20 protein-coding genes are annotated in these 22,367 nt (G+C 61.6%); 10 read left to right on the forward strand and 10 right to left on the reverse strand.

From position 1 onward, the window contains the following. Positions 1-313: 313 nt before the first annotated feature. Positions 314-1,318: a 2-hydroxyacid dehydrogenase gene (locus tag ACSQ26_RS20730; RefSeq protein ID WP_436012204.1), complete on the reverse strand. Its 1,005-nt coding sequence runs from the start codon at positions 1,316-1,318 to the stop codon at positions 314-316. A gap of 117 nt (positions 1,319-1,435) precedes the next feature. Here ACSQ26_RS20730 and ACSQ26_RS20735 point away from each other — a divergent pair, with 117 nt between their 5' ends. Then, positions 1,436-1,975 (forward strand): SH3 domain-containing protein, encoded by a 540-nt coding sequence (locus tag ACSQ26_RS20735; RefSeq protein WP_436012205.1) that lies wholly within the window; start codon positions 1,436-1,438, stop codon positions 1,973-1,975. Here the strand turns inward: ACSQ26_RS20735 and ACSQ26_RS20740 are convergent. Further along, positions 1,965-2,960 carry an adenosine kinase gene (locus ACSQ26_RS20740; RefSeq protein ID WP_436012206.1) on the reverse strand — a complete coding sequence of 332 codons (996 nt, stop codon included), beginning with the start codon at positions 2,958-2,960 and terminating at the stop codon, positions 1,965-1,967. The two genes, ACSQ26_RS20735 and ACSQ26_RS20740, sit on opposite strands and share 11 nt — an antisense overlap. 195 nt (positions 2,961-3,155) lie before the next feature. Between ACSQ26_RS20740 and ACSQ26_RS20745 the strand changes: the two genes are divergently transcribed. The 3 genes from ACSQ26_RS20745 to ACSQ26_RS20755 all read left to right on the forward strand — a co-directional run bounded on the left by ACSQ26_RS20745 (position 3,156) and on the right by ACSQ26_RS20755 (position 7,948). After that, positions 3,156-4,070: a DMT family transporter gene (locus tag ACSQ26_RS20745; RefSeq protein WP_436012208.1), complete on the forward strand. Its 915-nt coding sequence runs from the start codon at positions 3,156-3,158 to the stop codon at positions 4,068-4,070. Between the two features lie 225 nt (positions 4,071-4,295). Continuing rightward, positions 4,296-6,197, forward strand: a complete 1,902-nt coding sequence (locus tag ACSQ26_RS20750) for a hypothetical protein (protein ID WP_436012210.1) — start codon at positions 4,296-4,298, stop codon at positions 6,195-6,197. Between the two features lie 218 nt (positions 6,198-6,415). Then, the gene (locus ACSQ26_RS20755) at positions 6,416-7,948 is read left to right on the forward strand and encodes a UxaA family hydrolase (RefSeq protein ID WP_436012212.1); all 1,533 of its coding nucleotides are present in this window, start codon (positions 6,416-6,418) and stop codon (positions 7,946-7,948) included. Positions 7,949-8,183: 235 nt separating this feature from the next. Here the strand turns inward: ACSQ26_RS20755 and ACSQ26_RS20760 are convergent, their stop codons facing one another. Then, positions 8,184-8,444, reverse strand: coding sequence for a hypothetical protein (locus ACSQ26_RS20760; protein WP_436012214.1), 261 nt, complete (start codon positions 8,442-8,444; stop codon positions 8,184-8,186). A 32-nt stretch (positions 8,445-8,476) separates the two neighbouring features. Then, the gene (locus ACSQ26_RS20765; RefSeq protein WP_436012216.1) at positions 8,477-9,397 is read right to left on the reverse strand and encodes an SMP-30/gluconolactonase/LRE family protein; all 921 of its coding nucleotides are present in this window, start codon (positions 9,395-9,397) and stop codon (positions 8,477-8,479) included. A 162-nt stretch (positions 9,398-9,559) separates the two neighbouring features. Here ACSQ26_RS20765 and ACSQ26_RS20770 point away from each other — a divergent pair, with 162 nt between their 5' ends. From ACSQ26_RS20770 to ACSQ26_RS20780, 3 genes are read left to right on the forward strand one after another with little or no spacing between them, the layout of a single operon-like run. Continuing rightward, the gene (locus ACSQ26_RS20770) at positions 9,560-9,889 is read left to right on the forward strand and encodes an ArsR/SmtB family transcription factor (RefSeq protein ID WP_436012218.1); all 330 of its coding nucleotides are present in this window, start codon (positions 9,560-9,562) and stop codon (positions 9,887-9,889) included. After that, on the forward strand, positions 9,886-10,362 hold the full coding sequence (locus ACSQ26_RS20775; RefSeq protein ID WP_436012220.1) for an SRPBCC family protein: 477 nt from the start codon (positions 9,886-9,888) through the stop codon (positions 10,360-10,362). Before ACSQ26_RS20770 ends, ACSQ26_RS20775 begins: the two co-directional genes overlap by 4 nt. A gap of 33 nt (positions 10,363-10,395) precedes the next feature. Then, positions 10,396-11,613, forward strand: a complete 1,218-nt coding sequence (locus ACSQ26_RS20780; protein WP_436012222.1) for an MFS transporter — start codon at positions 10,396-10,398, stop codon at positions 11,611-11,613. Positions 11,614-11,674: 61 nt separating this feature from the next. Here the strand turns inward: ACSQ26_RS20780 and ACSQ26_RS20785 are convergent, their stop codons facing one another. Continuing rightward, entirely contained in the window at positions 11,675-13,231 is a 1,557-nt protein-coding gene (locus ACSQ26_RS20785) for a VOC family protein (protein WP_436012224.1), read from the reverse strand. A 62-nt stretch (positions 13,232-13,293) separates the two neighbouring features. Between ACSQ26_RS20785 and ACSQ26_RS20790 the strand changes: the two genes are divergently transcribed. Beyond that, complete coding sequence (locus tag ACSQ26_RS20790) at positions 13,294-13,848, forward strand: NADPH-dependent FMN reductase (protein WP_436012226.1); 555 nt, start codon at positions 13,294-13,296, stop codon at positions 13,846-13,848. On the opposite strand, the gene ACSQ26_RS20795 is transcribed toward ACSQ26_RS20790, so the two are convergent. The 3 genes from ACSQ26_RS20795 to ACSQ26_RS20805 form a co-directional block, all read right to left on the reverse strand. Next, positions 13,835-14,800, reverse strand: coding sequence for an ABC transporter permease (locus ACSQ26_RS20795; RefSeq protein ID WP_436012228.1), 966 nt, complete (start codon positions 14,798-14,800; stop codon positions 13,835-13,837). The two genes, ACSQ26_RS20790 and ACSQ26_RS20795, sit on opposite strands and share 14 nt — an antisense overlap. Before the next feature lies 1 nt (position 14,801). Next, on the reverse strand, positions 14,802-16,346 hold the full coding sequence (locus ACSQ26_RS20800; protein WP_436012230.1) for a sugar ABC transporter ATP-binding protein: 1,545 nt from the start codon (positions 16,344-16,346) through the stop codon (positions 14,802-14,804). A gap of 181 nt (positions 16,347-16,527) precedes the next feature. Beyond that, the gene (locus ACSQ26_RS20805) at positions 16,528-17,451 is read right to left on the reverse strand and encodes a substrate-binding domain-containing protein (protein WP_436012232.1); all 924 of its coding nucleotides are present in this window, start codon (positions 17,449-17,451) and stop codon (positions 16,528-16,530) included. 288 nt (positions 17,452-17,739) lie between these two features. On the opposite strand from ACSQ26_RS20805, the gene ACSQ26_RS20810 reads away from it, so the two are divergent. Both ACSQ26_RS20810 and ACSQ26_RS20815 read left to right on the forward strand, forming a co-directional pair. Beyond that, positions 17,740-19,209: a xylulokinase gene (locus ACSQ26_RS20810; RefSeq protein ID WP_436012234.1), complete on the forward strand. Its 1,470-nt coding sequence runs from the start codon at positions 17,740-17,742 to the stop codon at positions 19,207-19,209. A gap of 144 nt (positions 19,210-19,353) precedes the next feature. Next, positions 19,354-19,596, forward strand: a complete 243-nt coding sequence (locus ACSQ26_RS20815) for a hypothetical protein (RefSeq protein WP_436012236.1) — start codon at positions 19,354-19,356, stop codon at positions 19,594-19,596. 50 nt (positions 19,597-19,646) lie between these two features. Here the strand turns inward: ACSQ26_RS20815 and ACSQ26_RS20820 are convergent, their stop codons facing one another. Together ACSQ26_RS20820 and ACSQ26_RS20825 are read right to left on the reverse strand one after the other, a co-directional pair. Then, the gene (locus tag ACSQ26_RS20820) at positions 19,647-20,648 is read right to left on the reverse strand and encodes an alpha/beta hydrolase fold domain-containing protein (RefSeq protein ID WP_436012238.1); all 1,002 of its coding nucleotides are present in this window, start codon (positions 20,646-20,648) and stop codon (positions 19,647-19,649) included. Further along, positions 20,636-22,246: an ABC transporter substrate-binding protein gene (locus ACSQ26_RS20825; RefSeq protein ID WP_436012240.1), complete on the reverse strand. Its 1,611-nt coding sequence runs from the start codon at positions 22,244-22,246 to the stop codon at positions 20,636-20,638. Before ACSQ26_RS20825 ends, ACSQ26_RS20820 begins: the two co-directional genes overlap by 13 nt. Between the last annotated feature and the right edge of the window lie 121 nt (positions 22,247-22,367).

Genomic DNA, 22,367 nt, shown 5'->3' on the forward strand with positions numbered 1-22,367 from the left:
GCTCATGAATGTTCCGGCCAGCAGGACGCCGTCGCAGATTGGCGTGCCAAACGGCCGCGAATGCTGCGCTGAAACCTGCCGTCGAATATTTCATGGGCACCGTGACGATTGTCCCGACCGCGTCGGCCGCCCTCCCGCAAATCCCGGAATCGCAAGGCGATGCAGGACAAGCGCGGCAACCTATACAGGAACAATGATGGCTATACCAGATGCACGGCCGTATGATTCAGTAGATATGACTCTTCTGAAATATATCGCCGAAATGGTGCTGTCTTTAGCTTAGCGCCAGTGCGCTTTCCGTTGGACGAACTGCTCAGTCCCGTCCTGGCAGCACGCGATCCGGCGGACGGTGGCCGTCGAAATAGGTACGGATATTGATAATCACCTTGTCGCCCATGTCGATGCGGCCTTCGATGGTCGAGGACGACATGTGCGGCAGCAGCACGACCTTGTTCTCGTGGGCGAGCTTGAGGAGTTTCGGGCTGACGAGCGGCTCGTTCTCGAAAACATCGAGACCGGCGCCGGCGATCTTGCCCTCGCGGATGCATTTGATCAGGGCGGTCTCGTCGATGACGCCGCCGCGCGAGGTATTGACGATGTAACTGGTGGGCTGCATCAACGCCAGGCGCCGCGCCGATAGAAGATGGTAGGTGGCCGGGGTCGATGGGCAGTTGACCGAGACGATATCGACGCGGGCGAGCATCTGGTCGAGGCTGTCCCAGTAGGTGGCTTCCAGCGCGGTTTCGGTGGCGGCGCTGACACGATTGCGGTTGTGGTAATGAATGCCGAGCCCAAACGCCTTGGCGCGGCGGGCGACGGCCGTGCCGATACGGCCCATGCCGACGATTCCGAGCCGCTTGCCCCAGATGCGGTGGCCGAGCATCCAGGTCGGCGACCAACCTTCCCAATCGCCCTTGGAATCGGTCAGAATCCGGGCGCCTTCCGCAAGCCGGCGCGGCACGGAGAGGATCAGCGCCATCGCCATGTCGGCGGTGTCTTCTGTCAGCACGCCGGGCGTATTGGTGACGGTGATGCCCTTCTTGGCGGCCGCCTCGACATCGACATGATCGATGCCGTTGGAGAAGCTGGCGATCAGCTTGAGCCGGGGGCCGGCCTCCTCGATCAGACCAGCGTCGATGCGATCGGTCACGGTCGGCACCAGCACGTCACAGCGGCGAACCGCGGCGAGCAATTCCTCGCGGCCGCGCGGCCGGTCGTCGATATTGAGCTCGGCGTCGAACAGTTCTCGCATCCGCGTCTCGACGATGTCGGGCAGCTTGCGGGTGATATAGACCGTCGGCCTCGTCTTCACTGTCATTCCGTGTGTCCCACGTCCCAAATCCGGCCAGTCGTTGACCGCTCCTTAACCAAGTTGCGCGACACTCGCTGGCACATCCTCTACTCATAATCAGACGCGCGAGCGATGGCAAACGTCATGACTGGACTTTGGAAGAAAGCAACGATCGGTGCAATCCTCGTCGGATTGATGGTGGCGCTCGCGCCGGCGTCATTCGCCGAGACGACCAAGCTCAATACCGGCCTGCCGCTGCCGCGATTCGTCACCATCAAATCGAGGAAGGTCAACCTCCGGGTCGGGCCCGGCCTCGACTATGCCGTCTCCTGGCGCTACCTGAAAGCCGGTGTGCCGGTGGAAGTGACGCAGGAATACGAGAACTGGCGCCGCATCCGCGATGCCGACGGCGCCGAAGGCTGGGTGTTCCACTCGATGCTGTCGGGCGAGCGCAGCGCGATCGCCGCGCCGTGGATGAAGGACAAGGGCCAGGATATTTTCGTCAACATGCGCGCCGATGGGGCTGAGACCGGCAATGTCATCGCCAAGCTGCAGCCCGGCGTCGTCGTCAAGCTCGATGAATGCAATGGCGAATGGTGCCTGGCCGAAGCGTCCGACACCGAGGGCTGGGTGAGCCAGGCCGAAATCTGGGGCGCCTATCCCGGCGAAGCCTTCACAAAATAATGCCGACCTGCTGGGCCGCTTGCTTGAGTGGCGACTGCATGCGCGGGCCGATCTGCTGGATCACCAGGCCTGCCGCGAGGCTGCCGAGGCGGCCGCAATCGGCGAGTTCGAAACCGTTGGTGTAGCCGAACAGGAAGCCCGCCGCGTAGAGGTCGCCGGCGCCGGTCGTATCGACGACATTATCCACCTTCAGCGGCTCGACGAGATAACGCTGGTCGCCGAACAGGATCATCGAGCCGTGCTCGCTCATGGTGACGGCGGCGAGCTTGCAATCCTTGGCCAACTGAGTGAGCGCCGTATCGAAATCCGAGGTCTGGTAGAGCGACAGCGCCTCGGTCCGGTTGGCGAAGACGATGTCGACGGTGCCGGAGCGCATGAGATCGAGGAACTCGCCGCGATAGCGATCGACGCAGAAACTGTCCGACAGTGTCATCGAGGTTTCCTGGCCGTGCGCGTGCGCGATGCGGGCGCATTCGCGGATCGCTTCCTTGGCGCGTGGCGGATCCCAGAGATAGCCTTCGAAATAGGTGACGCGGGACTGGGCGACAACGTCTTCCTGGACGTCCTCGGGTCCGAGTTCGACGCAGGCGCCGAGATAGGTGTTCATCGAGCGTTCGCCATCCGGCGTAACGAAGATCATCGAGGTGGCGGTGGGCGGGGTGCCGCCGAGCGGCCTGGTCGCGAAATGCACGCCCTGGGCATTCATGTCGTGGCGGAAGATCTCGCCGAGCTTGTCGTTCGAGACCTTGCCGAAATAGGCCGCCTTGCCGCCGAAGCTTGCCACGCCCGCCGCAGTATTGCCCGCGCTGCCGCCCGACATTTCGATCGCCGGTCCCATGCGGGAATAGAGCAGCGCCGAGCGGTCCGCATCGATCAGGTTCATCGCGCCTTTGGTAATGGTGTTGTCGACGAGGAAATCCTCCTCGCAGCGGGCGATGATATCGACAATCGCATTGCCGACGGTAAGCACATCAAATTTCGTCATTGCCAAGCTTTCGGAGCCAAGGGAGTCTTTTCGAGTGAGCTATGGACGAAAAGTTTTGGCGGGAAAAGCGGAAAAGGCGGGCAAGCCAGCTTCTCCCGCAGAATTTTCGCCTCTGACGGCGCAAGGCTTGCGCTGAATTGGACAAGTGACTAATGGTCGCCCGACTTTCCCTTTCGCTTCTCCTGCCTGCCCGTCATGTCTCCCCAGCATCGATCCTTCCTCTCCGCGATCGCCAAGAATGGCGCCGTTGTCGCGCTTTTCGGCATGCTGCTCTTCGCCCTCAACGACACGATGGGCAAGTGGCTGGTGGCGACCTATTCCGTGGGGCAGATCGTGGCTCTGCGGTCGCTGGCGGCGCTGATCGTGCTCGCGCCTTTCGTCTGGTGGATGGGCTGGCGGCCCTTATTTAAAGTCGAAAAGCCTCGGATGCAGGTGGCGCGTGCGGTGATCTCGACGACGGAAACGATGTTTTTCTATGCCGCCGTCTTCTACCTGCCGCTTGCCGATGTGATGACCTACTGGCTGGCGGCGCCGATCTATATCGCGGCACTCTCGCCGCTGCTGCTCGGCGAGCATGTCGGATGGCGGCGCTGGACGGCGATCGGGATCGGCTTTCTTGGTGTCGTCATCGCGCTTCAACCTTCGGCCGCCATGTTCCAGTCGCCGGCAGCGGCGATTTCCATTATCGGTACGTGCTTTTTTGCCTTTCTGTTGATCTCCGGCCGGTCCTTGCGCAGCACGCCGGATACGGTGCTGGTGTTCTGGCAGAATGTCGCCGGGGTGATCATCGGCACGATCTTTGCGCTGTTCGACTGGGTGACGCCTGATCTGCGCGACCTCGTTCTGCTCGGGCTGCTCGGTGTGGTGGCGATGACGGCTCACGCCATGATTAATCGTGCGCTGAAGCTGACGGATGCCAGCGTGGTGGCGCCCCTGCAATATACGCTGCTGTTCTGGGCAATCGTCTTCGGCTTTATCTTCTTCGGCGATCTGCCGACCGTGCCGATGATGATTGGGGCGGCGCTGATCATCGCATCCGGCCTGTTTATTTTCTTCCGCGAGCAGCAGCTTGGCAAGAAGGACAAGGTGCTGCCGGCGATCCCGGAATAGGACCGATCGCCCTCTGCTTGCGATGCGAACTACAATCGCCCACTCGTTGTGATTTGTTGAACTATTTCCAAATAATTGTATCCTCGAGTTTGCAACTTTTCAGTCGGGTCCATAGCAAAAGGGGAAACATATGTTCAATCAACGCATCGCCCTCAGTCTAGCGCTTACATTTGCCTTTATCTTGGGCACCACGCTGTTCTTTGCAGCCGGTCCAGCGAACGCTCAATGCAATCCTCAGATAAGCGCCTGCTGATGACCGGAACCGTCACCGACCTTTATGGAGGTTGGGTCAACTTCCTAACAGGGGGTGACGGTTTCGCCCTGTCGTTCCTAGCTGGCATGCTGGCGATTGCGTTTCACGCCAGGAATCGCCTGCAGATAACGGCACCCTTGGGCGATATGTATGACTTCGTCAGATTGCTGTCTCTTCCCGCTCTGGTCGGCCAGCACCACTTCCGAAGATCCTATTTGATCTACGTGCTGTTGCTCGAAGTGTTTTTCGTATTTCTCTGCCTTGTGAAGCCACTTTTTCCCAGCATCGTCGGCACTCAGCCCGGCTACGAGGGGGCCGGTTGGCCACTTGGTGCAGCGCTCGTCGTAGTGGGAGTGTTGCCGACACTGCCATGGATCGACCAGATCGAGTTGAGTCTGCGGCGCTTCGCGCTGTCAGCTGCCGACATACCCAATGAGTTTTTCAGGCGTGTCGCGCGCCTGTCGCAAAGCGAGATAAGACGCTATCTAGAATCCGACAAGGCACGCCGTCAGGAACTCAATATGTATTGGCGACTGCATAATCTTGCCCTGTTTTCGGGATGTACTGCAGAAGAGGCGAATGATGCGGCCCGAAGGGGCATCGGACTTCATATCTTCACGAAATGGACGGTCGATGATACATCTATCTGGAACGAAGGCGAACGAGCCAAGCTCAAGGAGGTTTTCGACCTCCTGCGATCGAAAACAATCGTCATAAAGAAGGCCCTCGACGATCTGAGCGCCGAGACGGCCGCATCCGCCATTGTGGCCCTTGTTGCCGCCAAAGCTGGCATCGTCATTTCATCCCCAATGACATCCGAACAAATGTTAGCGACTACTGAAATTTCGGCCAGTGCCCTGATCGAAGGTGTAGCGGGGGATCAAAAACTGTACCGGGAGGAGTTGCCAAGCCATTTGACGCGAGCGGCAGCTTGGCGAAAGTTGATCGAGGAGATGAACCTGTGCAATCGTCAACTCTGCGCTGTGTTCGCCACATTAGCTGTCAACGATCCAGAGACAACCGACCAGATCATAAACCGAAGGTCAGCGGGCACTGCCGGACAAAATAAGGATGAATACAGCAACAAGGGCGAGGATTATGTGCTTCGCGAAATGCTGATAACGCTAAAGAAAGTTTCCGTCCGGCAGCCCTATCCCGCCTACAACGCAGTCGCGATGGCAGAGATCATCGCTTTCATCCTGTGCTTCGGGCTGATATTCTCCTATTTGTCGATCTGGAGCGCCGACGCGACACGCGCGCTTGCTGCGCCCGCACCTCGGCAAGCCAGCCCATTCGAGTTCTCCTTCTTTACCTCGCTCAACCTGTCCGTCACATTTCTCGCCGCCGGTCTGTCGGCGCTTTTCATCAGGCGATCGGAAATCTCACGCGGACCGTGGCAGCCACAAACCAGTCTCTTGCAATTGCCGCTCACGCAATACGCCCTCATGCTACCTCGCATTATGGTCCATGCATTCATTCCCTATGTATTGATGACAATTGCCTATGCGTATTACATGGGGGACATCAAAAATCTGATCGATCTCAACAGGCTCGGAACTTATTCTTTCGTCGCGTTTTGCCTTTCATGGACATTGATGCCCTGCGTGTTTTCGATCGGGCTTTGCATTATTGCGGACAGAGTTGAGCCGGACATAGGGACAGTGGCTGACACACGTTATCTTTCTCTGATCATTGTGACTTTCCTCTGCGTGGTCACATTCATAGGCTTCCTCGTCGTGAAGACTTTCATGCTCCTGGATTCGAGATACGACGCGATACTTTGGCCGACGATGCTAACTGCTGCTCTGCACTGCGGGATTGCATCCGCAATGTTTACTGCGAGCTATAAGCAAAACTTGAGACTGGCGCATTAGCAGCGCCATTATCTGTCCAAAACCAACCGAAAAAGACAGGCCGACTGATCACATAAATGCCTTGACGCGCGGTCAATCCGGGCCTTGTATCCTAGAGTGCCTGACAAGATCTGGCGGGTCGGCTGACCGGTATCTTCGCCGCCTGCGTCGTTGCTGATCCTCAGCCGCCAGATCTTGTCAGGCACTCTAAGCAGAAAAGACAATTCCAGGGTATTGCCATGTCCGTGCTTTCAGCACCTGTTATCATTCTCAACCCGGCCGATGATGTCGGCGTCGCGCGCCAGAAGATCAGCAAAGGGGAAGCCACCGGTTACGATGGACTGATGGCGAAGGACCTGATCGGGCGCGGGCACAAGGTGGCGCTGAGGGCGATCAAATCCGGGCAGGAAGTGCACAAGTTCGGCCAGGTGATCGGGGTGGCGACATCGGATATCGAGCCGGGGCAGCATATTCATCTACACAATCTGCAGATGATTCCCTCCGAGCACGAATACCAGCTCGGCGGCAGCAACCGCGACGAGGGGCTGCTGCCGGTTGCCGAGCGGCGCACCTTCATGGGCTTTGACCGCGGGCCGGGCGGGGTGGGCACGCGCAACTATATCGGCATCATCTCGTCGGTGAACTGTTCCGCCACGGTGTCGCGCTATATCGCCGACCATTTCAACCGTTCGGGCGGGCTGGAAGGCTTCGACAATATCGATGGCGTGGTGGCGCTGACCCATGGTGGCGGCTGCGCGCTCAACACCAAGTCCGAGGGCTACCGGATCCTGACGCGGACGATCCAGGGCTATGCGCGGCATCCGAATTTCGGCGGCATATTGATGATCGGATTGGGCTGCGAGACCAACCAGATCGCGCCGATCCTCGAACATTACAAGCTGGCGGAAAGCGCATTGCTGCGCACCATGACGATCCAGCAATCGGGCGGCACGCGCAAGACGATCGAGGCTGCGCAGGAGATCATTCGAGACATGCTGCCGACCGTCAACGCGGTGAAGCGCACGGAACAGCCGCTGTCATCGCTGAAGCTGGCGCTCGAATGCGGCGGCTCGGATGGCTATTCCGGCATTTCGGCGAACCCGGCGCTCGGCGTTGCGTCCGACCTGCTGGTCAGGCATGGGGGCACATCGGTGCTGGCCGAGACGCCGGAGATCTATGGCGCCGAGCACCTGCTGACGCGACGCGCGGTGAGCCCCGCCGTGGCCGAGAAGCTGCTCTCGCGGATCGACTGGTGGCGGGACTACACGGCGCGCAACGGTGACGAGCTCAACAACAACCCGTCCTATGGCAACAAGCAGGGCGGGCTGACGACCATCCTGGAAAAATCGCTCGGCGCTGTGGCCAAGGGCGGGACCATGCCGCTCAAGGCGGTCTACGAATATGCCGAGATCGTCACTGAAAAGGGCTTCGTGTTCATGGACACGCCCGGCTACGACCCGGCGGCGGTGACCGGCCAGGTGGCGGGTGGCTGCAACGTGATCTGTTTCACCACCGGTCGTGGCTCGGTCTCGGGCTTCAAGCCGGCGCCCTGCATCAAGATCGCCACCAATACCGAGATGTACGACCACATGGACGAGGATATGGACATCAATTGCGGCGGCGTGGTCACCGGCGAGGAGACGATCGAGCAGGCGGGCATACGGATATTCGAGGATATTATCGCGGTGGCTTCGGGGAAGAAGACGTCGAGCGAGATTTATGATTATGGGGATAATGAATTCGTGCCGTGGCAGGTGGGGGCAATTACGTAAGCGATTGTTTACGCTCTAAGGTGAAGTTTTCACCCCTCACCAACTTCGGCCAAGGGCTCGCAAAGCTCGCCCGGCCTGCGTATCCTCTCCCGCAAGGGGAGAGGTAAACTCGCGGCACCGCCTTCACCTCAAATGGAGGTCGAGCGTTTGGCACCTACCTCTCCCCCTGCGGGAGAGGATAGCAAGTCCGCGTGAGCTTCAGCGAACGCTGGACGCGCTTGGTGAGGGGTGAACCTCACTGCCTACACGCAAACGCCGCTCTTAAATTCCCAGGCGCCTGATCCGAGCACGACGCCTTCTCCAGCGCCGTCTTGCAACTGCCCGACAGTTTTCCCGAATTGTCGATGAGACACGCGAGGGCCTTATCGCGCGAAAGCACCATGCCGCAATTGGCTTTCACATCGGCCTGGCATTTGGCGCGGATTTCGGCGCGGCCATCGGCCTGGGCGGCGATGGGGAGCGCAAGGAAAGTGACAACGAGAAAAACCCGGATCATTCTCGAAAATCTCCAATAAAGTAAGTGTCTGATTACGGATATTGCACGCCTGACGTCGCGAGATAGACCGCGTAGAGCGATTGCGTCGCGCAGATGAACAGCCGGTTGCGGCGGGGGCCGCCGAAGGTGACGTTGGCGACGCCTTGCGGCACCAGGATCTTGCCCAGCCGCGTGCCGTCGGGCGCGAAACAATGGACGCCATCGCCGGCGCTGGACCAGATATTGCCCTCGACATCGATGCGGAAGCCATCCGGCAGGCCGTTGTCGATGGTGCAGAACTCGCGGCTGTTTTTCACGGTCTTGCCATCGACGACATCGAAGACGCGGATGTGGCTCGGGTGCTCCGGGTCATGGCTGAAGGCGGAATCGGCGACATAGAGCAGGCTTTCATCCGGCGAGAAAGCGAGGCCATTGGGCTGGGCGAAATCATCCAGGACGACGGTCACTTCGCCGCTCATCGGGTCGATGCGGTAGACATTGTTGGTCTTCTGCTCGCGGTCGCCCTTGTAGCCTTCATAGTCCGACATGATGCCGTAGCTCGGGTCGGTGAACCAGATCGAGCCGTCGGAGCGCACGATGACGTCATTGGGCGAATTGAGCTTCCTGCCGTCGTAGCTGTCGGCGAGCACGGTCTGCGTGCCATCGATCTCCGTGCGCACGACCCGGCGGCCGCCATGCTCGCAGGACACGAGGCGGCCCTGACGGTCGCGCGTATTGCCGTTGGTGAAATTGGATTTCTCGCGATAGACCGAGGCGCCGCCCGCCGGCACCCAGCGCATGATGCGCTCGTTGGGGATATCGCTCCACAGCAGCATGTTGCCATCGGCGAACCACACCGGACCTTCCGCCCAGCGCATGCCGGTATGGAGTTCATCGAGCCGGGCACTGCCCACGGTCAGGTAACGGAACCGGTCGTCATCGATCCGATAGATCGAGCCATTGTCTTCGGCCATCGTCACTTCTCCCCGTGGACGATTTACCCCAAGTGACGGTAGCGCTACCGCCGGCAACATCCATATTTCCTGACTGGTGATGAGGCAACCGGTTTTTGCTTTCCGAGGCAGCAAAAACAATTAGTGTTGACTATTGCATTAGTCTTGGCTATTGAATCTCTCATGATCCAGACAGAAAACATCAATTCCGTCATGCGCGCGCTGGCCGACCCAACCCGAAGGGCGGTGTTCGAGCGGATTGCGCGATCGGATGAAATGACCGTCGTCGAGCTGACGCGCGGCAGCGGCGTCACGCAGGGCGCGATCTCCCAGCATCTGAAATCGCTGAAGCAGGCCGGACTTGTCGCCGAGCGACCGGAAGGCCGCAATGTCTATTACCGCGCCCAGCCCGAGGGGCTCGAGCCGCTGTTCGACTGGATGAGTTACTACAGCAAGTTCTGGAACGAGCGGTTCGACAACCTGCGCGACCTGTTGAAGGAGATCGACCCATGATGGACGCCGCATTGAAAACCGCCACGCATGACATCGTGCTCGACGAGGTCTTTCCGCATGCGCCCTCGGTGCTCTGGAAGGTTCTGACATCGGGCGAACTGATGGCGCGCTGGATGATGGAGCCGAAGGGTTTTGCGCCGATCGTGGGCACCAAGTTCACCTTCCAGACGACTTGCGCCGGCGCCTGGGACGGAACTATCCGCTGCGAGGTGCTGGAAGTACAGGAGAACGAGCGCTTTTCCTATTCCTGGAAAGGCGGCGACGAAGGCAATTCAGCCTACGGATCGAAGCTCGACACAATTGTTTCATGGCACCTGTCGGCAAGCGAAGCCGGCACACGTCTTAGACTTGTCCACTCCGGTTTCGTGGTGCCGCGGAACGACACGGCATACACAAATCTGGGCAACGGCTGGAAGAGCTGCCTCGAACGCGTGGCGGGTATTGCGGCCGAACTGGACACGGCACACCACTGATAGACGCGGCCGGAAGGGCCGAAGGAGGACAGCATGCGGAATACCACTTATCGCTGGGTACTCGTCGCCGCGGGCGGCCTGCTCGGCTGCATGGCCATCGGCTCGATTTTCACGCTGCCGGTGTTCATCCGGCCGATGTCGGAGGCGACCGGCTGGTCGGTCACCGGCATTTCCACCGCCATGACCATAGCCTTCCTGGCGATGGCTTTCGGCAGCATGGCGCTCGGCTCGCTCTCCGACCGTATCGGGGCACGCCCGGTCGTGTTGGGAGGATCGGCCGTGCTGGCGGGAAGCCTTGCATGGGCGAGCCGCGCGACATCGCTCATCGAATTCCAGCTGATCTTCGGCTTGGTTGTCGGTCTTTCGATCGCCGCGATCCTGCCGCCGCTGATGGCATCCGTCATGGGCTGGTTCGACACGCATCGCAGCCTGGCCGTATCGCTGGTTTCGGCCGGCATGGGGATGGCGCCGATGACGGTGTCCCCGTTTGCCGCATGGCTGGTCTCGAACTATGACTGGCGCTATTCGATGCTTGTCATTGCCGGGCTTGCCGCGGTGACCATGATACCACTTGCCCTCTTCATCCGCCGCCCGCCAGCGCTGGAAGAGGAACAGCATGCGGTCGCGACCGGCGCCGAACCGGTTGCCGCGATGTCGGTCGGAACAGCGCTGAAATCGCCGCCGTTCATCATATTGATGCTGACTAACTTCTTCTGCTGTGCCACCCATTCCGGCCCGATCTTCCACACCGTCGGTTATGCCGTGAGCTGCGGCATTCCGCTGATCGCCGCCGTGACGATCTATAGTGTCGAAGGGCTGGCCGGCCTCGGCGGACGCGTCGCATTCGGCATCATGGGCGACCGGTTCGGGGCGAAGAACATCCTGGTGCTCGGGCTGCTCGCCCAAGCGATCGTGGCGTTCTTCTTTTTCTTCGTGCGACAGCTCGAAGGTTTCTACGCCGTGGCAGCGATGTTCGGCTTCATCTATGCCGGCGTGATGCCGCTCTATGCGGTGCTGGCGCGCGAGAACTTCCCGCAGCGGATGATGGGCACGATTATCGGCGGCACGAGCATGGCCGGCGGCCTCGGCATGGCGCTCGGCCCATGGGCGGGCGGCTTCATCTACGACACCTTCGCCACCTATACCTGGCTCTATCTCGGCGCCTGCGGCATGGGCATCGGTGCCTTCCTGATCGCCATGACCTTCAAGCCCTTCCCGAAGGGTGTGGAGCACCAGCCGGTGGCAGCGTGATCTTGACGCCGGTATTCGCACGAAAAAGTCACCCCCTCTGTCCTGCCGGACAGAGGGGGTGTCACGGGTTGGAACCGCGCAACCACTTCGCCGCAACCGCCTGATCTTCCATTGATAAACCATGACCAGCGTCAATGGTTTCGTGAACCACATCGGCCCCTACGGCAGCGAGTGCCTGCTCCAGGGCTCGCGCATAAGACACATAGGGATCCTTCACGCCGCTAACCATCAGCACGCGACCGCCTGTAAGATCGGCAACAGGCGCCTCCTCCAGAACCATCGCAGGCCTGAGCAGGATCGCTTTTCGGATCAGCCCCGGATGCAGCAACATGCTAGCGCCAATCATGTTGGCACCATTGGAATAGCCGAGGAAGGTCAGTTTTTCCGGATCGAGATCGTAGGCCTGCGCGGCTTCTTCCATGAAGGCCTCGAAGGCCTCGGCTTCGGAGCGGATTTCGGTCTGGTCGAAGGTGGTGGGATCGAAGCGGCCGAAGAAGCGGGCGACGCCCTCCCCGGTCGAGCGGCCGCGCAGGCCGATCAGGGTGGCATTCGGAAACAGGCGGCGGCCGAGCGGCATCAGGCTCGTTTCGTTGCCCGCCGTGCCGTGGAGCAGGATGACGGCAGAGCCGTCCGGTTCGTCCGCCACATGCAGGCGATGCACGAAGGGCAGGTCGCGGTAGATGGTGCGCGGCTCGCCCGGCAGCCCGAATTGCGGCAGCATGACCCGATCGTCCACGGCGTCCTTGCGGAAATGGGCGGGGATGAAGAGTTCGGTGCCCAGCGTTTCCATAGGCTCGTCAATGGCAAAGCCGGGTCCGTCCGTCGCCATTTCGAGGAGCGTGCCGGAGGGTTCGCGGACATAGAGCGAGTAGAAATAGGTGCGGTCGTGGACGTTGATCTGGCCGTGGTCTTTGGCGTTCAGGCGGGTGGCGACAGCCTCGACATGGGCGCGATCAGGGGCGCGGACGGCGATGTGGTCGATCGTGCCGGTGCCCGGTGCCGCGGTCCAGAAACCGCCGGCATCCCTGATATCGATGACGCCACCGGCATCGGAGCGCAGGCGGGTAATGGTGTCCGTATGGGCCGCTTCGGCAAAGCCCATATAGGTGGTGAGGAAGGCAACGGTATCGGCGGGCCTTTCCGAGAAGATCGTGCCGCTGTGCAGGCGTTGGATCGCATCTGTCTCGGAAATCTCGCGCGAAGTCCATGGCGAGGTCCCAGCGAGATCGCTGACGCCGACGAGCTTGACGATAATGCCGTCGGGATCGGTGAGCCTGAGGACCGGCTCGCCGAATTCCTGTGCCGGACCCGATGTCTTCACGCCGAATTGCAAGGAGCGGGTGAGCCAGAAGCCGATGGCTTCCGGATGGATTGCGAGCGCGATCTCGCCCGGTGCGCCATGGCCGACGCGGCCCGGCGAGCCATCCTCCCAGACCAGGAACGTGACCAGCGAGCCGGGCGACGCGACGGCGTCGCCGTAGAAGAGATGAAGCTGGGTCGCATCCTCAAAGCCGGCGGTGCGCTTGACAAGCCGCATGCCGAGGAAGCCGGCGTAAAAATCCACATTGGCCTGAACTTTGCGGGTGATAAGGGTTATGTGGTGGAGACCGCTGGTCATCGTTCTTATTCTCTGCGCATGAGGACTGCGACCATACATGCAACGCAGATACAGGAATTACCATGGTGAAATTGCTCGGAATATCGGGAAGCCTGCGCAAGGGCTCGTTCAACACGGCGCTGATGCGCGCGGCGGTGGCCTCGGTGCCGGAGGGCGTGACACTGGAGGCTGCGACGATCCACGGCATTCCGCTTTATGATGGCGATGTGGAGACGAGCGAAGGCCTGCCGGAGGCGGTTGTGAAGCTCAAGGAGCAGGTGATGGCAGCCGATGGCGTGATCCTGTTCACGCCGGAATACAACAATGGAATTCCCGGCGTGTTCAAGAATGCGATCGACTGGCTGTCGCGGCCGTCGTCGGACATATCAAAGGTTTTCGGCGGCCGGCCGTTTGCGATCTGCGGCGCCTCTCCCGGCAATTACGGGACCCAGCTTTCGCAGAATGCGTGGCTCAGCGTATTGCATACGCTGGGTGCCGACATCTGGTCGGGCAAAAGGCTGATGATCCCGCGCGCGGGTTCGGTATTTGACGCAGATGGCAAGATCATCGACGAGGTGATCGCGACACGGCTTGCGGCATTCGTGAAGGCTTTCGCCGCGTCGATCAGCGCTGGCTGAGCTTGCTGAGGCTGGACGAGGCGACGGCGAGCACGATGATGGTGCCGATGAGGATTTCCCTGACATAGGAATCGACGCTCATCTGGGTCAGGCCGTTATCGAGCACGCCAAGAATCAGCACGCCGAAGAAGGTGGCGAGCACGCGTGGTTCGCCCTCCTCGCTCATCGTCATGCCGAGGAACACGGCGGCGATGGCCGACAGCATCAGGCCGCTGCCCTGGGTGGGATTGGCAGAGGCGACCCGGGCGGCATACATGAGCCCGCCGGCCGCTGCACCGAGACCCGTCAGACCGAAAGCGGAGAAGCGCAGGATGCGGACGCGGACGCCGGCCAGTCTTGCGGCTTCTGCGTTGCCGCCGATGGCGTAGAGCCGGCGGCCATAGACCGTGTGTTCGAGCAGCACCCAGACGAGGAAGAGCACCACCAGCGCGGCAAGGGTGAGATAGGGCAGCGACACCATCTGGCCGCCGGCTTCGAACAGCGGAATGCCGCCGCGAGCGAAGCCCGAGAAGCCGGCCGGAATATCGGCGCCGAAGATGGTCTTGCCGTCGGAGATGAGGAAGGCGAGGCCGGAGAAGATCGTCAGCGTGCCGAGCGTGGCGACGAAGGGCAGGATGCCGATATAGCTGACCAGCATGCCGTTGAGCAGCCCGCCGATGAGGCCCGCGCCGAGCGCGAGTACCAGCGCCGCAGGTACCGGCACGCCTGATTTGAAGGCAAGCGCCGCGACGATGCCGGCGAGGCTCGCCATCGAGCCGACCGACAGATCGAAATCGCCCATTACCATCACGATGGTCATGGTGAAGGCGATGACGGCCAGCATGGAGACCTGCTGGGAGATGTTGAGCCAGTTGCGCGCGGTCATGAACGTGTCGGGCAGGCTGATCCAGAAGAACAGCACCACCGCTGTGATGCCGATCAGGGTTCCATATCTGCGGATTGCGCGCGCCAAGTCAGGCTCCTTGCGGTGTGGTGCGCGGCATCATGCCGGCCGGATTATCGCCGAAGGCAAGCGACAGAAGCGCCGCCTGGGTGATGTTCGCATTGTCGGCGATGTCGCGCAGCCGGCCATCGAGCATCGTGCCGATCCGATCGGACATGCCAATCAATTCGGGAAGGTCGGACGAGACCAGGATGATGCCGACGCCGGACGCGGCGAGTTCGCGCAGCAGCGCATGGATATCGTATTTGGCGCCGACATCGACGCCGCGCGTCGGCTCATCGAGCAGCAGCACGGAGGGGCCGCCGAGCACGGCGCGGGCAAAGACGACTTTCTGCTGGTTGCCGCCCGAAAGCTGGAAGACCGGCTGGCGCGGGCCGACGGACTTGAGTTTCACGCGCGCACCGAATTCCGTCGCGCGGGCAAGTTCGCTGCGGCGATTGCGGAAGATGCCGGCGCGGCTGAGCAAACGCAGATGTGCGAGCACCGTGTTGTCGGAGACCGAAGCACGCGGCAGCAGGCCCTCGCGGCGGCGCTCGCATGGCACATAGGCGATGCCCTCGGCCCAACGGCCGGCGGGTTCGTCGGGTTTGAGGCGCTTGCCCTTGAGTTCGATCGTACCCGAGACGAGCTTGCCGTCGCCCATCAGCAGGCGAAGCAATTCGCTCTGGCCGGCGCCGGCGAGGCCGGATAGCCCAAGAATTTCGCCGGCCCGAAGGTCAAAGGAAATGTCTTTCAACCGGGCCGAGGTGAGATTGGAGACCTTCAGCACGGGTACCAGTGAAGGCTCGGACTGGCGCGCCGGATAGGCTTCGGCGATGGTGCGGCCGGTCATCAGTTCGATGATCTCCGCCTTGCTGGTCGCGGCGATGTTGCGCGTGGTGACTGTCTCACCGTCCCGCAGCACCGTGACGCGATGGGCGATGCGCATCACCTCGTCCATGCGGTGCGAGACGTAGATCACGCTGCGGCCGCGTGCGGTCAGCCCGATGATGACCTTGAACAGCCGCTCGGATTCCTCGCCGGTGAGTGCCGCCGTCGGCTCGTCCATGACATAGAGTTTTGCCGCCTCGCCGCCCTCGTCGAGGAAAGCGGCGGCGATCTTGACCAGCATCTGGTCGCCGGTGGAAAGCCGCGCCATCTTGATAGATGGGTCGATGGTGGTGATATCGAGCGCATTGAGCGCCACAAGCGCCCGGGCGTTGAGTTCGGACCAGTCGGCGAGGAAGCCGAGGCGCTTCGGATAAGGACGGCCGAGGAACAGGTTTTCGGCCACCGAGAGTTCGGGGATGACGCTGAGTTCCTGGTGAATGAAGCGCAGGCCGAGCCGCGTTGCTGTCGAGGGATGATCGATCGACACGGGATGGCCATCGATCTCTATCGTGCCGCGATCCGGCGCGACGGCGCCGGCGATGATCTTGATCAGCGTCGACTTGCCCGCGCCATTCTCGCCCATCAGCGCATGGATCTCGCCCGGCGCGACCTCGAGCGAGGCGTCCTTCAATGCCGGGACGCCAGCATAGGCTTTGGAAAGATTGCGGATGGAGAGGAGGGTCACGAGGGCGGTTCCAAGGCAGTCGAGTACGTTTCCTACGTCATCCTCGGGCTTGTCCCGAGGATCTGGTGAGGGTGGATTGCCACTCACGTTCAATGTTTGGCAACGTCACCAGGTCCTCGGGTCAAGCCCGAGGATGACGTCGCGGGTGGGGTGACCGCCGTCGCAAGCCACCGCCCCCAAATCAATCGTTGGCGTTGTCAGCGGTGATCAGCTTGGTCGGCACATAGATGACCTCGGCAAGCTTCTCGCCGGCGAGATGGCTTTTCACCGCATCGGCCGTGGCCTTGCCGATGCCCTTGAAATCCTGCGCGACGGTGGCTTCGAAATTGGTCTTCTTGGCGACAGCCTCGCGCGCCTGTGGATTGGCGTCGATGCCGGTGATCACGATGCCCTCGTTCTGACGGCCGGCGGCTTCGATCGCCTGTAGCGCGCCGAGCGCCGGCTGATCCCAGGCAGCCCAGACGGCTGCGATCGAGCCTTTCTCGGGATTTGCGGTGAGGATCGCCTCCATCTTGGCGCGGGAATCGGCGATGCCGCCGTCGGCGACGTCGGGTGTCACGCGGTCGAGAATCTTGATATCGGGGCTCGCCTTGAAGATCTCGTCGGCCTTGGCGCCGCGGATCTGCACCGGCGGGAAGGCATCGAAGACGAACATCACCACATTGCCCTTGGCGTTGATGCGCTTGATGACGAAGTTCGCGGTCTCGGCGGCCATGGCGGTGCCATCCGATGTGACGTTGGTCACCAGCAGCGGGTTGACGCCGGCATCCATGCCGAAGACGGGAATGTTGGCGGCCTTGGCGGTTTCGAGGCCGGCCGCGACCTGCGCCGGATCGACATTGATGACGATCGCATCGACCTTCTGGTTGGACACGTCCTCGATGCGCGAAATGGCGGCAGCGACATCGCCCTTGGTGTCGATGACATTGACCTCCCAGCCATTGGCCTTGGCCTCCGCCTGGAAGGCTTCGACATAGAATTGGGTGCCCGGCTGGGCGAGATAGGGCGTGATGACGGCGATCTTGCCGGCGGCGGATGCGGCGCCCGCCATGAGCAGTGCCGCGAAGGCGCCCAGAATGGCGCCGGTCTTGAGCTTGAACGTCATGAAATTCCTCCCCGAAACTTTGCGTTTTGCTGAATTGTTGCGTGAGGTTAGCGGGGATTGGGAGGAGTTACAATAGTGCATGAGCCCGCCGCGCCCCCTCACCCCGCCTCCGCTTCGCTCGGCGGACCTCTCCCCGAGGGGGGAGGAGGATCAGCGACGCTGCGGCTTGCTTCCTCTTCTCCCCAGCGGGGAGAAGGTGGCGCAAAGCGCCGGATGAGGGGGTCGCGCGCGATCGTTGTCAGGCGGCCTCAGCACCGCTAAGGAGAATTCAACACAGGGATTTCCATCATGAATGACGCAAGGCTGATCGGGATCGATGTCGGCACCACGGCGGTGAAGGCCGCACTCTACGATATCAAGGGCCGGGCGCTGAAAACCTTTGCGCAAAGCTACCCGATGCACCGGATACCGCCGGACCGGGTGGAGCAGGACCCCACGGACTGGATGGCTCATGTGCTGGCGGCACTCGGCCATCTCACCGAAGGGCTCGGCGATGGCCAGTTGCAGGGTGTGGGGCTGACGTCGCAGGTCAACAGCCATGTCTTCGTGGACGAGCATGGCAAGGCGCTGATGCCGGCGATCATCTGGCAGGACGGGCGCTGCGCCGGCGTGGCCGCCGTGCTCGACGCGCATTTGAGCGAGGCCGAGAAGATCGGCTGGTGGGGCGCGCCGCTGCCCGTCGATGCCAGTCATGTTCTGTCGCGGATGGAATGGGTGAAGCGGCACCATCCGGAGGTCTGGGCCAGGACGCGCTGGGTGATGGCGCCGAAGGATTATTGCATCATGCAGCTGACCGGCGAGGTGGTGGCCGATCCGATGGCGAGCTTTGGCGTGATCGACCAGAGCCTGGCCTATATCGAGAGCCTGATCGCGCTGGTCGATGGCGCGCGGGAGAGACTGGCGCCGCTCAGGCCGTTCACCGCTTCGGCGGGGCGGATCAAGGCAGGGCTCCCGGGCGCCGGCGCACCGCTCGTTGTCGGAACCATGGATGCCTGGGCTGGGGTGGTCGGGACGGGCGCGGTCAATGATGGTGACGGGCTTTATCTCAGCGGGACGAGTGAGATTCTCGGCGTGGTTTCGAGTGCCAAGATGCCGGTGCCTGGTGTGATCGCCTTTCCGCGTTGCGAGGAGATCACCTTCCATGCGGGTCCGACGCAGGCAGGCGGGGCTTCGATCGCCTGGCTGTCGAACCTGTTGGGGCGCACGCCTGCCGAGCTTTCGGCGCTGGCCGCCGATGTCGATCGCAGCCGCATGCCGCCGATCTTCCTGCCGCATCTGCAGGGCGAGCGGGCGCCGGTGTGGAATGCGAGCGCCAGGGCGAGTTTTTCGGGCGTGGATTCCTCGATGGGGCCGGCGGAATTCACGGTGGCGGTGATGGAGGGCGTGGCGTTTTCGGCCAGGCTTTCGATGAATGCGCTACAGAAATCGGCCGATGTCGTGGTGGAGAACTATAGGGCAGCCGGTGGCGGCATGGGGTCTGATATCTGGTGCCAGATTCGTGCCGATGTGCTGGGCAAACCTGTCACTCGGCTGAAGAACCTCGATGCAGGGGTGCTCGGTGCGGCCATTCTCGCGGGCGTCGGGACCGGGTTGTTCGGTTCGATCAAAGAGGCGGCCAGTGCGCTTGTCGCTATCGATCGATCGTTCGAACCGGACGCTTCACTCGCCGCGCGCTACGAATACGCCTACGGCAAATACCGCGAACTTTACGGCCAGCTCGAAGCGTTCAATGCCGAGCTCGTGGCGCACTCCCGATAGGCTTCGTTCAACGATTTTTCCTTTTAAATGAACCTGTTCCCCCGGGGACAGCGGCGTTTTGCTGGCTGTGGAATACATAATCCAACGAACGGGACAACACGGTCGTCAACCCAGACCAACCCTACACACCAAGGATTTACGACCATGAACAAGATCATCCTCGCTTCCACCGCCGCCATCATCGCAACGCTCGGCTTCGCATCGGCTTCCGAAGCCGGCTGGCGCCACCACAACCGCCACTTCGGTCATTTCAACCTCGTGATCGACGCTCCCCGCTATGTGGTCGACGACTACGGCTATGACGGCGGCGAATGCTACGTCAAGAAGACCAAGCGTTACAATCGCTACGGCGAACTCGTCATCAAGAAGGTCCAGATCTGCGATTGATCTGAACGCGCGTACTTGATGAAAGGCCCCGCGCGTCGCGCGGGGTCTTTTCATTTGCTGGTGAGGGCTCCCACCCAGGCGGCGAAACGGCCCAGCGCCGCCGCCGCGCGCGCATAATGCGGCTGGTGGTGCAGGAAGCCGTGGTTTTCGCCCACGACATTATCGAGCGTCACGGCACGGCCGTGAACCTTCATTGCCTGGGCCAGGATCAAGGTGTCGTCGCGGAGTGGGTCGTCATCGGCCGCGATGAGATAGACCGGCACCGCCGACGGCCGGGCAAGCGCTTCGATCGAATAGGCATCGCCGCCGGCAGCCAGGAAATAGCGCGCGACGCAGGCGCGGTCGGTGCCATCCACGCGGCTGCCTTTCTCGATCAGCGAGTTCGTATCGAGCAGGCCATGGGCGCCGTAGAAGCTCGCCACGCCGATGACATGCTTGCGCAGATCATCCGAGAGGGTGGCTTCGACCGAGAGCGCGATGGCGCCGCCGGCGGAGTCGCCGCAGAGGAGGATATGGCTGAAGCCCTCGCCGAGGAGATGGCGGATGACAGCAAGGCCATCTTCTGCCGGGGCCGGTGAAGGGTGGTCCGGAGCGAGGCGATAGTCGACGGAATAGAGCGGCAGGCCGGTATGCCTGACCAGTTCCGTCGCGATATCGGCATGTGTCAGCGGCGAGCCGACAATGAAGCCGCCGCCGTGGAAATAGACGATGGCGGTGGTTCGGAGTGAGGGTTCGCCGACTGTGCGGCTTTCCGCTTCTCCCCTTGGGGAGAAGGTGGCCGAAGGCCGGATGAGGGGTTGCGCGAAGCGCCGAGCAAGCGGCTGAGAACCCCTCATCGCCTCGCTACGCTCGGCACTTCTCCCCAGGGGGAGAAGCGGGTGCCACATGGGATCGGCCGCAAATCTAAGTACACCCACGCCTCCGACGTGCAGCCACTCCGCACCATCAGGAACAGGCTTTGCCCGGACGCGCTCATAATCCCTGCGAAGCGTCCTGATATCGCCATTCAGCCAGTCGAATACGATGGTTTCGGTTTCCGTCAGGCGAACCACCAGCGTTCTGCTCCACGGGCGCCGTCGAGCGGCCAGTTGGCGGAGAGCTGGCCGGAATGGGCGACGTTGGCGCGGCGCGCATAGAGCCAGTTGCGGAAGAAGGGGATGATGGTGCCGCCGTCGTCGCTGACCAGCCGCTGCATTTCGCCATACATTTCGGTGCGCTTCTTGGCGTCGATCTCGGCGCGGGCTTCGACGAGCAGCTTGTTGAAGCGGTCGTTCTTGAAATGCGATTCGTTCCAGTCAGCCCCTGCCGCGTAGCCGAGCGAGAAGATGATATCTGGCGTCGGGCGCTGGCCCCAGCCCGCCATGCAGAAGGGCTTCTTGAGCCAGACATCGCTCCAGTAGCTGTCGTTCGGCTCGCGCACGACATTGACGGTGATGCCGATCTGCCGAGCCATTTCAGCATAGAGTGTTGCCATGTCGACGGCGCCGGTGATGACAGTGTCGGCGGCGGAGAGATTGATGGTGGCGCCCTCGAGACCGGCCTTCTTGACCAGCGCGCGGGCCTTGTCCGGATCATATTCGCGCTGCGCGTGGGAGGCGTCGAAGAACGGCATGACCGGGGCGATCGGATGGTCGTTGCCGATCGAGCCATGGCCCTTGAGGATACGGTCGATCAGCACCTGCCGGTTGCAACCGAGCTTGAGGGCCATGCGCAGGTCGGCATTGTCGAAGGGTGCGACGTCGCACATCATCGGCATGCCGACATGGGTGCCGGAGGGCACTTCATCGAGCTTGACGGCCGCGTCCTTGGCGAGGTGTTCCGATGTGTTGTAGTCGACTTCGATGATGGCGTCGAAACTGTTGGCGAGCAGTGCCGACTGGCGCGCCACGACATCGTTGACGGCGATGAAGGAGACATCGGCGAAATGGCCGCGGTCCTGCTTCCAGTAATTGGCGTTCTTGGAGAGCGTCGCGCGGATGCCGGCCTCGAATTCCTCGAGCTTGTAGGCGCCGGTGCCGGCCTTTTCCTGGGGATCGACCTTGCCGTCCTTCGACGCCATCATGATGAGATGGTAGTCGGTCAGCGCGTAGGGCAGGTCGGCATTGCCCGACTTCAGCTTGATTGTGAGCGTATTGGCGTCGTCGGCCTTGATCTCCTCGATGCCGTCGAGCAGCGACTTGGCAGCCGATTTCGAAGCTTCCTCGCGGTGGTAGTTCAGCGAGGCGAGAGCATCATTGGCGTCGAAGGTCTTGCCGTTGTGGAATTCGACGCCCTTGCGGATCTTGAAGGTCCAGGTCTTGGCGTCCTTGGACGCCTCGAAGGCTTCGGCGAGTTCGCCGGTCACCTGGTTGTCTGGTGCTATCTCGGTGAGGAAATTGTTCTTGGTATGCGCCATGGTGATCATGAAGCGCGAATTGTAGGTGGCCGGATCGAGGCTGTCTGCGGTGTTGCCATCATCGAGACCGACACGGAACGAGCCGCCCGATTTCGGCGTCTGCGCCGCGACCTCGCGCGTCCAGAGGCCCGAGGCGGCCGTCAAGCCCAGCCCGAAGGTGAGCGCTCCCTGCATGAATTGGCGGCGGTCGATCTTTCCAGACATGGCTTCGGATGTCAGCCTTGCCAGGCCCTTCGACTCTCTGCTGTCGGTCATCTCATCTCTCCAGTTTTGCTTGGTTCCCGGCAACCGCGTTTGTTTTTGGGCGGTTTGCTGGCGGCAATCCTAGGGCGACGGGACGACGACCAATGAGCAGACATCGGCAAAAAATGTGCAG

This window comes from Rhizobium sp. LjRoot254 (assembly GCF_964254105.1).
Taxonomy (GTDB): Bacteria; Pseudomonadota; Alphaproteobacteria; order Rhizobiales; family Rhizobiaceae; genus Rhizobium_E.